This window comes from uncultured Megamonas sp. (assembly GCF_958438645.1).
Lineage (GTDB): Bacteria > Bacillota > Negativicutes > Selenomonadales > Selenomonadaceae > Megamonas.
This window is the reverse complement of the sequence record NZ_CAUBSM010000002.1, coordinates 94,131-110,079: the sequence shown is the minus strand read 5'-3', so window position 1 is coordinate 110,079 and position 15,949 is coordinate 94,131. Positions and strand designations below refer to the sequence as shown.

Here is a 15,949-nt window from a genome sequence, read left to right as displayed (position 1 = left end):
TTGGAGCGATAAGAATGTTTTATCTAAAAAAAAGTAAAAAACAAATGATTGCACTTTGTTTAAGTGCAGCTTTAAGTGTAGGTTCTTTAACAGCTTATGCAGCGACTGAATATTGGAATGATGCCTCTACAAAACCAGCAGTAGAAACAAAAACACCTATTTCTGATAATACTAATTGGGAACAGTGGAAAGCTGGTTGGGATAATTTAAAGACTAATTATGAACAAGTAGCACTTACACCAGGAGCAGATTTTTCCAAATTAAATTTTGGTTGGTACTCTAAAGAAAAGACAGATAAAGCAATGGTGCGTATTGCAGATAATAAAGAAATGAAAAATGCTAAAGAGTTTAAAGGCACTTGTGAAGCTGGTACTATAATCAATGGCGTCCAATATTATAGTAATAAAGTAACAGCTGATGGCTTTAAACCAAATAGCACATATTATTATCAAGTAAATTTAAATGGCAAATGGCAACAAGCTCAAGAATATAAAACAGGTGATCCAGACAATTTTAGCTTTATGTTTGTTGGTGACCCTCAGATCGGTTCTTCATATAAACAAAAAAATGATGAATCTAATGGTAAAAAATTAGGTAATGATTTAGCTGCTAGAAATGACTCTTATAATTGGAATATAACTTTAAATAAAGCAATAGAACAACATCCAGAGATTGACTTTTTAGTATCTCCTGGTGATCAAGTAAGTGTAAAAGGCACTGAAAACGCAAAAGATTTAAAAGAACAAGAAGACCAATATTCTGGATATCTTTCTGCTTCTGTTCTTCGCAATTTACCACAAGCTGTAGCCATTGGTAATCATGACTGTAGCTCTGCTAGCTATCAAAATCATTTTAATAATCCAAATCCATTTCTTGAAGAATCTACACCAACACCTGCTGGTAACGGATATTTTTATAGTTATGGTAACGCTTTATTCATTGTTATTAATGCTAATAACTACAATGCAGCAGATCATAAAGCTTTGATTGAAAAAGCTATTAAAGCTCATCCAGATACAAAATGGCGTATTGTTGTAATGCACCAAGATATTTATGGTTCAGGTTTAGACCATTCTGATTCTGATGGTATTATCTTGCGTACACAATTAACACCAATTTTTGATGCAAATGATATTGATGTAGTACTACAAGGTCACGATCACAGTTATGCACGTACTTATCAGCTTACAAGCGATGGACAAGCACATGATGAGTTCTTAGAATATAAACAAAATCAAGGTGGATTCAATCACGATAAATTTGATGAAAGCTTTGATAATAACAGTGTGTTTAGAGCATATTATAAATCTCAAAATCTTTGCTACAATATTGCAGATAAATCTCAAGGAACAGTTGTAAATCCAGAAGGTGTATTTTATTTGACTTCTAACTCTGCAACTGGTTCTAAATTCTATAATTTAATTCCAGAACAACAGGATTATGTAGCTGCTCGTAGCCAGAATTGGAGACCATCATATTCTGTAATTAATATTACAAAAGATAGTTTCACTGTTAATACTTATGATGTAGAAACAGGAGAAGCTATTGATAATACTTATACAATTATCAAAAAATAAATAGAAACTTGAATAAAATTTAGAGATAAAAGTGGCAAGAAAAATCTTGTCACTTTTATTTTACATTTATTTTTTAATATATTCATTTAGATTTTACTTTATGTTTACAGTGTCTTAAAAAATAGAATATAAAATAGGTATGTCTAAAAGATATAGAATATCTATTATCGTAAAATATTGTGAGATAACTAAGGAGAGTGGCTTTTGTGTTTTATTTGAAAAAAAATAAAAAAAGAATGTTAGCCTTATGTTTAAGTGCGGCACTTAGTGTAGGATCTTTAACTGTTTATGCAGCAACAGAACATTGGAATGATGCTTCTGTAGCACCAGCTGTTACTACTAAAACAGCCGTATCAGATCATACAAATTGGGCTGACTGGAAAGCTAACTGGGATAAAATCAAAACTAATTATGAACAAGTAGCACTTACACCAGGGGCAGATTTTTCTAAATTAAATTTTGGTTGGTATTCTAAAGAAAAATCTAATGAAGCTTTAGTTCGTATTGCTAATAATAAAGATATGAAAAATGCTGTAGAATTCAAAGGTACTTGTATAGAAGGTACAGTGATCAATGGTGTGCAGTATTATAGTAATAAAGTAACAGCTGATGGTTTTGAGCCAAATACTACATATTATTATCAGGTAAAATTAAATGGTAAATGGCAACAAGCTCAAGAATATAAAACAGGCGATCCACATAATTTCTCATTCATGTACGTAGGTGACCCACAGATTGGTGCTTCTAAAGGTCAAGTTCCAAATGAAGGTACAGAAGAACAAAATGGTGATATTGCAACAAGAAATGATGCTTATAACTGGAATAAAACATTAAATAGTGCTTTAGCTCAACATCCAGAAATTAATTTCTTAGTATCTCCTGGTGACCAGATTAATGAACCAGCAGGTAATGATGCAGGAAAACTTCAATTACAAGAATATCAATATGCTGGATATCTTTCTGCAGCAGCATTGCGTGATTTACCACAAGCTGTAGCTATTGGTAACCATGATTGTTTGACACCTGGATATCAAAATCACTTTAATACACCAAATCCATTTACTGAAGAAAGTAATCCAACAGCAGCAGGTCATGGATATTATTATACTTATGGTAATGCTTTATTCATTGTTATCAATGCAAATAACTATAATGCAGCTGACCATAAAGCTTTAGTAGAAAAAGCAGTAAAAGAAAATCCAAATGTAAAATGGCGTATAGTAGTAATGCACCAAGATATCTATGGTTCAGGTTTAGACCACTCTGATTCTGATGGTATTATCTTACGTAATCAGTTAACACCAATTTTTGATGCTAATGATATTGATGTTGTATTACAAGGTCATGACCATACTTATGCTCGTACTTACCAGCTCACTAGTGATGGCAAACAGTATGATGATTTTGCAGAATATAAAGTAGGTCAACATGGTCAAGATCATAGCGTTTTAGATAAAAAATTAAAATCTGATAGTGCATTTAAAGATTATTATGAATCTCAAAATCGTTGCTACACTATTGCTGATATGAAACAAGGAACACTTGTAAATCCAGATGGTGTATTCTATATGACTTCTAACTCTGCAACTGGTTCTAAATTCTACAATTTAATAGAACAGCAACAAGATTATGTAGCTGCTCGTAGCCAGACATGGAGACCAACATATTCTGTAATTAATATTACTGATGACAAATTTACTATTAACACATATGATGCTGAAACAGGCACACCAATCGATGAAGCTTATAGCATTATCAAGAGATAATAGTAAGATTTAATTTTTCTCTAACTGCGGTAAAGTGTATGCTTTACCGCAGTTTTTACATTAAAAAAGATTTATATAATGACAATAAGGATGGATATTTTTATGAATTTATTTAAAAATATTTGGGTTCGTGGGATTATAATTATTTGTATATTAATAGGTGGATTTTTCTTTTTACAATCATATAATCAAGTAGAAAAGCCTACATTGGTGAATACACAAGGTCGTGCTTTTGAAAAAGCAGTTGTTGTTGAAGTTTTAAAAGATAATGTGCAAGAAGATGGTTCGCGTGTGGGCGATCAGGTAGTATTGTTACAGATGGAAACTGGACCACAAAAAGGTCAAATTTTAGAAGCAAATAGTCCAAATGGTTTATTATTTGGAACAGCTTGTAGACCAGGCTTAGAAGTAATCACTATTTCAAGTGTAGTGGGGCAATTACATGTTACAACAGTGTATAATGTTGATCGTTCCATGCCGATATATATTTTTATTGCTATTTTCTTGATTGCACTTTGTATCATTGGTGGTAAAAAAGGTGTAAAATCAGCAATTGCACTTATTTTTAGCTTTATTTGTTTTGTATTTGTATTTTTCCCTATGATAATGAAAGGAACTTCTCCATCTATAGCAGCAATTTTTACAGCAACAGTTGTAACAGCAATGACTATCTGTTTGATAAATGGTTTTACGATAAAAGCTTTATCTGCTATTTTAGCTACTTTTTGTGGTTTGTTAATTGCAGGATTGACAGCAGATATATTTGGTCATTTTACTTCTCTTTCAGGTTATAATGTATCTAATATTGAATCCTTGTTATTTGTTGGACAAAATACCTTAATTGATGTAGGTCAATTACTTTTTGCAGGTGTTTTATTTGCGAGTTTAGGTGCTGTAATGGATATAGCAATGGATGTATCTTCAGCAGTTCAAGAATTGCATGTTAAAAATCCAGCCTTAACACCAAAAGAATTATTTAAAAGTGGAATGAATGTTGGACGAGATATCATGGGTACAATGTCTACAACACTTATTTTAGCTTTCTTTGGTGGTTCTCTTGGGGTATGGGTATTAGACTATGTATATGATTTGCCTTATTTGCAATTAATAAATTCAAATTCCATTGGTATAGAAATCATGCAAGGGATATCTGGTAGTTTTGGCGTTATTTTAACAGTGCCAATAGTAGCATTATTTTCTGCATGGCTTCCGCATTATTTAGAAAAAAAGTAAATTAAAATCTTAAATGCTTTAGTAGTAAATTTTTACTGCTAAGGCATTTTTTGTTTTATATTAAAAAAATGTGATAAAATGTATCTAAATAATAAAGTTAATGATATAAAGATATCTTTATTATTTTATTATAAATATAGATTTTAGGAGGATTTTTAATGAATAGTCATGATTTCCATGAACTTACACATTATGTAATGGATTCACCAGCTAGTCCACCTGCTAGTTTGTTTGCTGGCGGTTTTGATGATTGGAGAAGTAGAGCACGCCTTGCTCATTTTTTGGCAATGCCAGAATTAAAAAAACATGATGAAGCAATAGAGTTGTTTCGTTCAGTTGTTGATGTAGACATAGATGAAGAAAATCCAGAACAAGTAGAAGAAAAGGTATATGCATTACAAAGATTGTCTTCTTGTCTTCGCGAAGATAAAAAATATGATGATGCACTTCATTATATAAATTTAGCGATACAATTAGTGGAGTCTACAGATTATCTATATAAATATATTTTACGTGGTGAAATTTGGGCTGATCGTTGGAATTTGCTGTATAATAAGCAAGATATCGAAACAGCTGAAAATGAGATTGATGAAAAAATTCGCGTATTTGAGAATTTAGATGTAAAGCATAATAGTTATTTGTATTATGGATATCGTTTTAAGGCTCAATTAATGGCTACTGGATTGATGAAGGAAGAGTCTTTAAATTATATGAGAAAGGCTTTATCTTTTATGGATATTCCAGAAAAATATAAACCTGCTATAGAAAAAGCTTTTAGTGCAACTCATAATAATGTGGCATGGATTTTAAATACAATAGATCATGCTTGTCCTTCACCAGAAAAAATTCATTGGGATATTTAATTTTATTTAGATGCTTGCAAAAAATACATATATAACTACTAATATTGTTATATAGTTATATATGTATTTTTGTACATAATATTATTAGACAAAAAAATATAAGAGGAGGAGTTTCATGTCGGAAGAAAAGAAACACGTAGAAGGAGAAGCAGACCATTATATTAAAACGTTAATTGGTGCTATATTGGGATATGCAGCTGATGGACTGGATATGTTCTTATTATCATTTATTTTAGTTTTTATTATTAAAGATTTTGGACTTACAACAGCTGAAGCCGGTAATCTCACCTTAGCGACAACTATAGGTATGTGGATTGGTTCATATATTTTTGGATTATTAGCAGATAAATATGGTCGTACAAGAACATTGTCTTTTTCCATAATTTTATTTGCTGTGGCTACATTCCTTATGTATTTTGTCGATAATTACACAGTTTTGCTTGTTTTGCGTTTTATCATTGGTCTTGGTATCGGTGGCGAATTCGGTATTGGTATGGCGATTGTTACTGAAACTTGGGCACCTGATATGAGAGCTAGAGCTACTTCATGGGTAGCACTTGGCTGGCAAGGTGGTGTATTATTAGCAGCAATTATTCCAGCTATAATCGTACCGATGTTTGGCTGGCGTGCTGTATTTTTAGTAGGTTTAGTGCCAGCACTTATCGCTATTTATGTGCGTATGCATCTTAGAGAACCTATTTTGTGGCAACGTAAAAAACAGCGTCAGCAAGAATTGATTGCTAAAAAGGAAAATGGAACTATCACGGAAAAAGAACAGAAAGAATATTATCATTTAGTGGGTATGCCACTTAAAAAATTATTTTCTACTAAGAGAATAACAGCTACAACAATTGGTCTTACTGTAATGTGTTTAGTGCAAAATTTTGGTTATTATGCGATATTTAGCTGGATGCCAACAATTTTATCTCAAAAATATGGTTATAGCTTAGCTCAGACAAGTGGTTGGATGGTAATATCCATTGCAGGCATGATTTTAGGTATAATTTTATTTGGTATCTTAGCTGATAAAATTGGCCGTAAGAAGACATTTGCACTTTGGTATATTTGCGGTACTATTTACTGCGTAATCTATTTCTTTTTCTTCACAAGTCAAGCAAGTCTTTTATGGGGAAGTTTCTTATTAGGCTTTACTGTAAATGGCATGATGGGTGGCTATGGTGCAGTTATTGCTGAAAATTATCCATCAGAAGCACGTTCTACTGCGGAAAATATAATTTTTGGTACAGGACGTGGATTATCTGGTTTTGGACCTGCTATAATTGGTTATTTGGCAACAGGCGGAAGCTTGATAGGAGCAATGAGCCTTGTATTTGTTATTTATCCAATAGCACTTATTTTTATGTGGTTTACTGTTCCAGAAACAAAAGGTATAGAAATCGATTAATAAAAAAAGGTTATGCTCATGCATAACCTTTTTTTTATTGTTTTATAATTCATCGATAAGAGATAAGAGTTCTGTATAATTATGGAAATAAAAATCAGCTTGTGTTTTTATTGCTTCTGTATCAGAAGCGGAATATTTGTCATAAATAGCAATGGTTTCAATGCCAGCTTGTTTAGCAGCTTCAATACCGATTAATGAATCTTCAAAGACAATGCATTCTGCTGGTTTGGCATTAAATTTTTGCATGGCTTTTTGATAGACTTCAGGGTCTGGTTTGATTTTGCTGACATCTTCACGTGTATAGATTAAGTCAAAATATTCATTAAGTGGAGCTTTAGTGTTAATATTTTTATTTAAAGTACGATATATCTCCATATTTGTACGTTTAGTAGTTGTTGTTATGGCAAGTGTAAAATGCTTTGCTTTTAATTTTTTGATGACTAAGTCAGCTTGTGGTTTGTAATCAATTATATTTTGGAGAAAATCTTGAGCTATTTCATAACGCAATTTGATGATTTCTTCAGCTGAAATTTGAGCTGAATATTTATCCTTGAGATATTGGCAATAACATAAATAAGGATTTGGTTGTGCATTGAATTTTTTTAATTGTGTATCACGGTCGCTTTGAACAGTTGTTTCATCGATTTTTTTATTAGCTAGTTTTTCAATGAGTTTTTGGTCGATTTCATTCCAAATGCCAACAGAGTCAATCAAAGTGCCGTCCATATCAAAAAAAGCAAATTTCTTATTTTTTAGCATGATAAATTCCTTTCTGACAACAAAATAGTTTAAGTCCATTTTATCAATTATCTAAAAAAGTTGGAATATATATTTATCCATAAAATAAAAGCATTAATCTTTTTCTTTACAGTGATATTTATTTATGATATATTAATTTTTGTATGCAAAAGACATTCCCACTCTAGGGTAAGCGAAACTCCAACGCTGTCGTGGATTCGGGAGAAATAAAATTTAGGAGGATATTTTAATGTTAACTCAAGAACAAAAATTACAAATCATTCAAGATAACGCTACTCATGAAGGTGACACTGGATCTCCAGAAGTACAGGTTGCTTTATTAACTGCACGTATCGCATATCTTACTGAACATCTTAAAAACAATAAAAAAGACCATCATTCCCGTCGTGGTTTATTAAAAATGGTTGGTCATCGCAGAAGACTTTTAAGCTATTTATATGATATCGATGTAGAACGTTATCGTGCTCTTATTGCAAAATTAAATTTACGTAAATAATTAATTGAAAAAGCGGGAGCCTTTCCCGCTTTTTCTTTTAGTTTGCTTGATTTTAAGTTAAAATAGATATAGACACAAGGATAAATATATTATTGGTAAATACATAAATAGGAGGTAAGTTATGTATACTTTTGAAACAACACTTGGCGGTCGTAGTTTTGTTGTAGAAACAGGCAAGATGGCTAAACAAGCGAACGGTGCTGTATTAGTTAGATATGGTGAAACTGTAGTTTTAGTAACTGCAACAGCTTCCGCTGAGCCACGTGAGGGAGTAGATTTTTTCCCTTTAACAGTTGATTATGAAGAAAAAATGTACGCTGTTGGTAAAATACCTGGCGGTTTTATAAAAAGAGAAGGTCGTCCTGCTGAATCTGCCATTTTAAATAGCCGTTTAATCGATAGACCTATTCGCCCATTATTCCCAGAAGGTTATAGAAATGATGTGCAGATTGTAGCTACTGTTTTATCTGTAGAGCAAGATAATGCTCCAGAAATCGCTGGTATGATCGGTGCTTCTTGTGCACTTTCTATTTCTGATATTCCTTTCTTAGGACCAATTGCTGGTGTTCGTGTTGGTCGTGTTGATGGCGAATTTGTGATCAATCCAACAGTAGAACAACGTAAAAAATCTGATTTAAATTTAACAGTTGCAGGTTCTTATGATGCTGTAATGATGGTTGAAGCTGGTGCAAATGAATTATCTGAAGAAGTAGTTCTTGATGCTATTTTATTTGGTCATGAAGAAATCAAACGTTTAGTTCAATTCCAAAATGAAATGGTTGCAAAATGTGGTAAAGAAAAACATCAGCCAAAATTATTTACTGTTCCAGAAGAACTCGTAAATGCTATTCATGACTACACTTATGATAAATTTGATGCTGCAGTTCGTGATGCTGATAAACTTCGCCGTGATGAACATGTAGCTGAAGTAAAAGCACAGGCAAAAGAACATTTCTTAGAACTTTATCCAGAAATGGATATGGAAATAGATTATGTGCTTTACAAAACTTTAAAAGGCATTGTACGTCACATGATTACTCATGAAAAAATTCGTCCAGATGGTCGTGGCTTAGAAGAAGTTCGTCCTATTAGCTGTGAAGTAGGTATTTTACCTCGTACTCATGGTAGTGCACTCTTCACTCGTGGACAAACTCAGATTTTAAATATCACTACACTTGGTGCTTTAGGTGATGAACAAGTAATCGATGGTATCGGTGATGATACTTCTAAACGTTATATCCATCATTATAATTTCCCTGGTTATTCCGTTGGTGAAGCTCGTCCAATGCGTAGTCCTGGTCGTCGTGAAATCGGTCATGGTGCACTTGCAGAACGTGCATTAGTGCCTGTTATTCCATCTGAAGAAGAATTCCCTTATACACTTCGCCTTGTATCTGAAGTTTTAGAATCTAATGGTTCTAGCTCTATGGGTAGTGTATGCGGTAGTACACTTTCCTTAATGCATGCTGGTGTGCCTATTAAAAAACCAGTATCTGGTTGTGCAATGGGCTTAGTAAAAGATGGCGATGCTTATACAATTTTAACAGATATCCAAGGTATGGAAGATGCTCTTGGTGATATGGACTTTAAAGTAGCAGGTACTCCAGATGGTATCACAGCTATTCAAATGGATATTAAAGTAGATGGTCTCAGCAGAGAAATCTTAGCAGCTGCACTCGCTCAGGCAAAACGCGGTCGTGAATTCATTTTAAGCAAAATGCTTGAATGTATTAGTGAACCAAATAAAGAATTATCTCCATATGCTCCACGTGTAAATAGCATGAAAATCCCTACTGATAAAATTCGTGATGTAATTGGACCTGGCGGAAAAACAATTAAAAAGATAATTGATGAAACTGGCGTACAAATCGATATTCATGATGATGGTAATGTATTTATCACAGCTGTAGATGCAGAATCTGCACAAAAAGCTCAAGATATGATTAAAGCTTTAACTGCAGAAGTTGAAGTAGGTGCAACTTATAAAGGTAAAGTTACACGCATTATGAATTTTGGTGCATTTGTAGAAATTTTACCAGGCAAAGAAGGTTTATGCCATATTTCTCAATTAGCTAAAGAACGCGTAGGCAAAGTAGAAGATGTCGTAAATATTGGTGATGAATTAGAAGTAAAAGTTACAGAAATTGATCGTCAAGGTAGAGTAAATCTTTCTCATAAAGTGCTTCTTTAATAAGGCTGGTGAACATAAGTGCATATTGTTTTGATTGAACCTGAAATTCCAGCAAATACTGGTAATATTGCACGTCTTTGTGCAAATACAGGAATTGAACTTCATTTAGTAAAACCACTTGGTTTTTCTACTGATGATAAATATTTAAAAAGAGCAGGTCTTGATTATTGGCATTTAGTAAAAGTGCATTATCATGAAAATTTTGATGAAATTTTAGAAAAATATAAAGGTCATAAATTTCATTATGCGACTACTAAAGCTAATCATGTACACAGTGATGTAAGCTATGGTATGGATGATATGCTTGTTTTTGGTAAAGAAACAGCAGGTATTCCTGAAAGTATCTTAAAAGAACATTGGGATGAATGCATTCGCATACCGATGATAAGTGAATCACGTTCTTTGAATTTATCTAATTCTGTGGCAGTAATTGCCTATGAAGCTATGCGACAACTTAATTATGCTAATTTAAAACAAGTTGGTTTTGATCATTTAGATTGATGGGAGCATAAATAAATGCAAAAATTAAATGAATGTATAGCTAAATTAAAACAAATTTTGCCAGAAAATAGTGTGTTAATAGATGAACCAATGTCTAAACATACTACATTTCAAATTGGTGGCCCAGCTGATTGCTTTGTAATGCCTTCAACTGTTGAAGAAGCTATAACTGTTATAAAAGTAATAAAAGAATATGATATACCGCTTACAATGCTTGGCAATGGCTCTAATTTATTAGTTATGGATAAAGGTATTCGCGGTATTGTTGTGAATTTAAATGAACGTTTTGCTAAAATTACACGAAATGGCGATATCATTAAAGCTCAATGTGGTGCTTTGATGGCAGATGTTTCTAAATTTGCAGGTGAAGCTTCACTTACAGGTCTTGAATTTGCCGTAGGTATTCCAGGTAGTATAGGTGGTTGCATCTTCATGAATGCTGGTGCCTATGATGGAGAAATAAAAAAAGTTATAAAATCCGTTACAACTGTAAATAAAGATGGTGAAGTCGTTCATTACACAAATGAACAAGCACAATTTGGCTATCGTCATAGTATTTTCCAAGATAATGGTGATTTAATTTTAGAAGTTGAATTAAAGCTACAAGAGGGAAATCAAGCTGATATTTTAGCTAAAATGGCAGATTTAACTAATCGTCGTGAAACAAAACAACCACTTGAATATCCAAGTGCAGGTAGTACATTTAAACGTCCACCTGGATATTTTGCAGGGACTTTGATTGATCAGACAGGTTTAAAAGGTCTCACTATTGGTGGAGCACAAGTTTCTAAAAAACATGCTGGATTTGTAGTTAATATCGGTGGTGCTACAGCTCAAGACGTACTTGATTTGATTAAAGAAGTACAAGATAGAGTATATAAAGCTCATGGTGTGAAACTTTATCCAGAAGTAAAAATGATTGGTGAACAATAAAAAAGATAGATGAAAATAAATAAAACCCTAAGAGAGACGTTTCTCTTAGGGTTTTGTTGTATAATAAAGTAAATATATATTTATTTGGAGGTGTTAATATGATCGGTGATTGTGCGAATTGCAAAAGCCATATTTGTGCCAAAAAAGGTATTAGTTGTAAAAAAATAAATCAAGAAGAAGTACTTGGTTTATATACAGATGAAGAGAAAAAAATTATGAAAGCAGCAGCTTTTGTGGAAGCTACATATTATAGCGAGCTTACACGTTTAGAGGAAACTGTGGAATTTGCTAAACAAATGGGCTATAAAAAATTAGGTCTAGCTTTTTGTATCGGTTTAAATAAAGAAGCATATCTAATCAATAAATTTTTAGCACGTGAATTTGAAGTAGTATCTATTTGTTGTAAAAATTGTGCAATATCTAAAGATAAATTAGGCTTAAAAAAAGTAAATCCTCAAAGTGCAACAGAAAGTATGTGCAATCCAAAATATCAAGCTGAATTTTTAAATGAAGCAGGTTGCGATTTATTTATTTCTTGTGGTCTATGTGTAGGTCATGATGCGATATTTAATAAAAATTGTAATGGCCCTGTAACTACATTAGTTGCAAAAGATAGAGTGCTTGCCCATAATCCATTAGGTGCAATTTATTCACGTTATTGGCGTAAGAAACTAAAATTAATGGAAGAAAATGAAATATAAATAAAAAGGAACAATATCTTGATATATATCAAAATATTGTTCCTTTTTATCTTAATTGTTTTTAATAACCTTGCGGTTATCACTAAAATTTTATAAAGCGGAATAACAAGATTACCGAATATTATTATTTGAGTAGATTATAAAATGATAGATGATGAATATAATTCATCGTTGATTATTAATAATAACAAATATTTTCCGCATTTTAGCATCTTTTTATGGTAGCCATAGGCTATTGGTAAAGAGAAAATTGTGGCTACGGTTTTAGTTTACCTGTTTGAGCGTAGCGAGTTTAAACGTTGTAGACATGATTTGCTCTTTGCCAAAATAAAAAGTGTGGTAGCGGAAGGTGTTTTCTTTTTGGTTCGTTTTTCTTTATACCAATAAAGAAAAATGAACAAGAACGATTTATTCTCTAAATCTATCAACGATAGTTGCACAAGCAGCATCACCTGTGATATTTACAGCAGTACGAAGCATATCAAAGATACGGTCAACACCGAATAAAATTGGAAGTGCTTCAATTGGAATGTTAGCAGACATGAGAACGGCTACTACTAAAAGTGTAGGGCCAGGGACACCTGCTTGACCTACAGCACCAACTGTAGATGTAAAGATGATGGCAATATATTGTGTAAATGTGAGTTCAACACCAAACATCTGAGCAAAGAAAATGGCAGCCATAGCATAATAAGCAGCATTACCATTCATATTGATAGTAGCACCAAGTGGAAGTGCAAAAGAAGTAGTTTCTTTTGAAACATGTAATTCTTCAATAGTTGTTTTCATATTGAGTGGTAAAGTAGCCATGGAAGAAGCTGTAGTGAAAGCAAATAATTGAACTTTGTACATGGATTTAAAGAATTGTTTAAATGTAGTGCATTTAGAGAACATAGCAACACTACCACCGATAATACCATAATTAACGATAGCAAGGACAATGATATATAATACTACAAGATATACGAGTTTTACTAAGATTTCTGAACCGAATTTACCGATAGAACCAGCCATTAAGCCAAATACACCGAGTGGTGCGATGCACATAATAGCAGTCATAATTTTTACAGTAACTTCTGTCATGTAATTGAAAAATTTAAGTAGAAAGTCTTTTTTCTCACCACTTAAATTAGCGATAGCAAAACCGATGAATAAACTAAATACGATAATCTGTAAAATATTGCCAGAAACGAGAGCTTCAAATGGATTTGCAGGTACAAAACCGATTAAAGTTTCCCAAAATCCAGGTATACCACCTTTATCAGCATATTCACTGGAAGCTTGAACACCTAAACTAGCTAAACTGATACCTTCACCAGGTTTGAAAATTAAACTGAAGATAAGTCCGATAACAGTAGCAATAACTGTAGTAATTGTGTAATAAACAAATGTCAATAAACCAATTTTACCAGCAGAACTAGAATTTCCTAGTGAAGCTGCACCACCTATTAAAGAGAAGAAAACCATTGGTATTACAACCATTTTGATTAGTTGCATGAATAAGTCGCCAATTGGTGCAAAAATTTGTGCGGTTTCACCTAGAGCCAAACCAACAGCAATGCCTAAAACCATGGCAATGAGAATAAGCGTACCGAGCTTATTGATGATAGTCTTTGCTGTCATTAAAAAGACCTCCTTAGAATATGTATTGTATATTATAAAAAAAATAATATAACGAAATTATACTCTTTTTGGAGAAAATTTACAACTATACTGTAGATTTAGTGGAAAATAAATATAAAATATCTTATAAAATGTTTATTTGTTTTTTGTATACGTACAAAATTTATTTTAAGATAATACCAGAAAGAACTAAATTTAATTTATAGCGGATATTATCTTGATATTTTAGTGGTAAGCTACTAAATGAGGCAGATTGAAAGAGGGAGTGAAACATTTCTGTGATGATTTCAGCAGGAATATCATTGCGAAATTCACCATTATCTTGACCAGTTTTGATGATTTCATCAAAAATATCTTTGAATGGAAGTGGTTTTTTTATCGAAACATGAGGTTTTATCGCTAAAGCACTTTTATCTACAGCACGCATGAATAGTGGCAAGATAAAGCGATTTTGATCTAATAGATTGGCAGTGTATAAAACGAGTCCTTCTAATATTTGGGCTTGTGTTTTTTCTTTATTTAAAGATTCTAGATAATGTTGACGAATGTCCATAGCTAATTGAATGAGTAGACTACGGAGTAGATCATCTTTAGATTGAAAATAATTATAAAAAGTGCCAATGCCTAAGTTAGCTTTTTGCATGATATCAGCAATCGAAGTATCTTTTAATCCTTTTTGAGCGAATAACATAATAGCGGATTGGATAATCGTCTTTTTTGATTTTATTTTTTTTGCTTCACGTTTACTAAGTGTATGTTCCAAAATAATCACCTATCTATTTATTTTTTATAAAAATGAATGCGGTTCGTTTTCTTTAAAGTATATTATAATGGCATTTATCTTTTTTCTCAAACCATAATAGTTTTTCAATAGTATGCTATAAATTAACGTTATTTTTTGATATAATTGCAATTAGATTTAAGGAAAAAATATAAAGGATTTCAATTTTATGAAAAAAGATGAAATACTATCAGCTATTGGTATTTTTTTCGGTATAGGAATTGTAGCTTTAGTATCTAAATCCATTGATGATAATTTATTATTAGCACCATTTGGAGCAACGAGTATAATCGCTTTTTTGTTATATGACAGTGAATATGCTCAGCCGAGAAATATTATTTTAGGTTATATTATTACAAGTATCGTAGGTATTTTAATGGCATATATTTTAGGGCATAATTGGATTGTTTATGCTTTAGGAGTAGCTATAGCTATGTTAGTGAAATCGTGGTTTAAAGCAATTCACCCACCATCTGCTGCTATGCCGATTATATTATTAAAAGCGAATGAACAAGGTATTATCAATTATTTTTTATTTGATGTAATACCAGGAATTTGTTTATTGGTTTTTATTGCTATAGTCTATAATAGATTTATTTTACATAGAGATTATCCTTTATGGCATAGATAATAATTTTAAGGAGAATTTTTGTGAAGTGGGCTAATCATAAATTAGTAACGACTGTAGTTGTATTTGCAGGAACAGGAAATTTTTTATATGCAGCATATAGTTTTTTTGGCAGTGTATTGCCAGATAGATTGGAAGGTAAACCACCAAAAGAAAGCAAAGCTTATTGGAAATGGCGTTCAAAGCATCGCCAAAATACACATTGGACAGTGCCTTATTTAGCGATAATCGCTATTTTATTTTATTTACATGAAGTTGGTGTATTAAAAGATTTATTTTGGGAAATAGCACAAATTCCGATATTTGTCTGTGTAGGCGCTTTACTTCATATCATTGAAGATGGAATTTGTGGCAAGGTGCCACTTATATGGCGAAAGCGAAAAATAGGTATAAAATTATTTCGCGTGGGCAGTTCATGGGAATATTTTATAAGTTATACGATTTGTGTAGCTGCTTTATATTATAAATTTATGTTGTAATAAGTTTCAGGTA

General features: G+C 32.3%; 15 protein-coding genes. 12 read left to right on the top strand and 3 right to left on the bottom strand.

Translation table 11 applies throughout. The annotated features are described in order from the left end of the window. The first annotated feature begins 14 nt into the window (after positions 1 to 14). From Q5I67_RS02500 to Q5I67_RS02480, 5 genes are all read left to right on the top strand, one after another. Positions 15 to 1,577: a metallophosphoesterase family protein gene (locus Q5I67_RS02500; RefSeq protein WP_302486252.1), complete on the top strand. Its 1,563-nt coding sequence runs from the start codon at positions 15 to 17 to the stop codon at positions 1,575 to 1,577. A 236-nt stretch (positions 1,578 to 1,813) separates the two neighbouring features. Further along, positions 1,814 to 3,343 (top strand): metallophosphoesterase family protein, encoded by a 1,530-nt coding sequence (locus Q5I67_RS02495; RefSeq protein WP_302486349.1) that lies wholly within the window; start codon positions 1,814 to 1,816, stop codon positions 3,341 to 3,343. A gap of 102 nt (positions 3,344 to 3,445) precedes the next feature. Further along, entirely contained in the window at positions 3,446 to 4,576 is a 1,131-nt protein-coding gene (locus tag Q5I67_RS02490; RefSeq protein ID WP_296899877.1) for a YibE/F family protein, read from the top strand. Between the two features lie 158 nt (positions 4,577 to 4,734). After that, positions 4,735 to 5,439, top strand: a complete 705-nt coding sequence (locus tag Q5I67_RS02485) for a tetratricopeptide repeat protein (protein WP_296899875.1) — start codon at positions 4,735 to 4,737, stop codon at positions 5,437 to 5,439. 115 nt (positions 5,440 to 5,554) lie between these two features. Then, complete coding sequence (locus Q5I67_RS02480; RefSeq protein WP_302486251.1) at positions 5,555 to 6,844, top strand: MFS transporter; 1,290 nt, start codon at positions 5,555 to 5,557, stop codon at positions 6,842 to 6,844. Positions 6,845 to 6,886: 42 nt separating this feature from the next. Here the strand turns inward: Q5I67_RS02480 and Q5I67_RS02475 are convergent, their stop codons facing one another. After that, entirely contained in the window at positions 6,887 to 7,603 is a 717-nt protein-coding gene (locus Q5I67_RS02475; protein ID WP_302486250.1) for an HAD family phosphatase, read from the bottom strand. 229 nt (positions 7,604 to 7,832) lie between these two features. Here Q5I67_RS02475 and rpsO point away from each other — a divergent pair, with 229 nt between their 5' ends. From rpsO to Q5I67_RS02450, 5 genes are all read left to right on the top strand, one after another. Continuing rightward, complete coding sequence (gene rpsO, locus Q5I67_RS02470) at positions 7,833 to 8,099, top strand: 30S ribosomal protein S15 (protein WP_008539476.1); 267 nt, start codon at positions 7,833 to 7,835, stop codon at positions 8,097 to 8,099. A 121-nt stretch (positions 8,100 to 8,220) separates the two neighbouring features. Then, positions 8,221 to 10,290, top strand: coding sequence for a polyribonucleotide nucleotidyltransferase (locus Q5I67_RS02465; protein ID WP_302486249.1), 2,070 nt, complete (start codon positions 8,221 to 8,223; stop codon positions 10,288 to 10,290). A gap of 18 nt (positions 10,291 to 10,308) precedes the next feature. After that, positions 10,309 to 10,791 carry a tRNA (uridine(34)/cytosine(34)/5-carboxymethylaminomethyluridine(34)-2'-O)-methyltransferase TrmL gene (gene trmL, locus Q5I67_RS02460; RefSeq protein ID WP_302486248.1) on the top strand — a complete coding sequence of 161 codons (483 nt, stop codon included), beginning with the start codon at positions 10,309 to 10,311 and terminating at the stop codon, positions 10,789 to 10,791. Between the two features lie 15 nt (positions 10,792 to 10,806). Next, on the top strand, positions 10,807 to 11,724 hold the full coding sequence (gene murB / locus Q5I67_RS02455) for a UDP-N-acetylmuramate dehydrogenase (protein WP_302486247.1): 918 nt from the start codon (positions 10,807 to 10,809) through the stop codon (positions 11,722 to 11,724). A 98-nt stretch (positions 11,725 to 11,822) separates the two neighbouring features. Next, complete coding sequence (locus Q5I67_RS02450; RefSeq protein ID WP_302486246.1) at positions 11,823 to 12,425, top strand: DUF1847 domain-containing protein; 603 nt, start codon at positions 11,823 to 11,825, stop codon at positions 12,423 to 12,425. 408 nt (positions 12,426 to 12,833) lie between these two features. Here Q5I67_RS02450 and Q5I67_RS02445 read toward each other — a convergent pair whose 3' ends face one another. After that, on the bottom strand, positions 12,834 to 14,048 hold the full coding sequence (locus Q5I67_RS02445) for a dicarboxylate/amino acid:cation symporter (RefSeq protein WP_296896488.1): 1,215 nt from the start codon (positions 14,046 to 14,048) through the stop codon (positions 12,834 to 12,836). A gap of 163 nt (positions 14,049 to 14,211) precedes the next feature. After that, a complete protein-coding gene (locus Q5I67_RS02440; protein WP_302486245.1) occupies positions 14,212 to 14,820 on the bottom strand; it encodes a TetR/AcrR family transcriptional regulator in 609 nt (202 codons plus the stop codon). A 178-nt stretch (positions 14,821 to 14,998) separates the two neighbouring features. Between Q5I67_RS02440 and Q5I67_RS02435 the strand changes: the two genes are divergently transcribed. Together Q5I67_RS02435 and Q5I67_RS02430 are read left to right on the top strand one after the other, a co-directional pair. After that, positions 14,999 to 15,460, top strand: a complete 462-nt coding sequence (locus Q5I67_RS02435; protein ID WP_118205125.1) for an HPP family protein — start codon at positions 14,999 to 15,001, stop codon at positions 15,458 to 15,460. Positions 15,461 to 15,480: 20 nt separating this feature from the next. Then, positions 15,481 to 15,936 carry a metal-dependent hydrolase gene (locus Q5I67_RS02430; RefSeq protein ID WP_008539465.1) on the top strand — a complete coding sequence of 152 codons (456 nt, stop codon included), beginning with the start codon at positions 15,481 to 15,483 and terminating at the stop codon, positions 15,934 to 15,936. Positions 15,937 to 15,949: the final 13 nt, after the last annotated feature.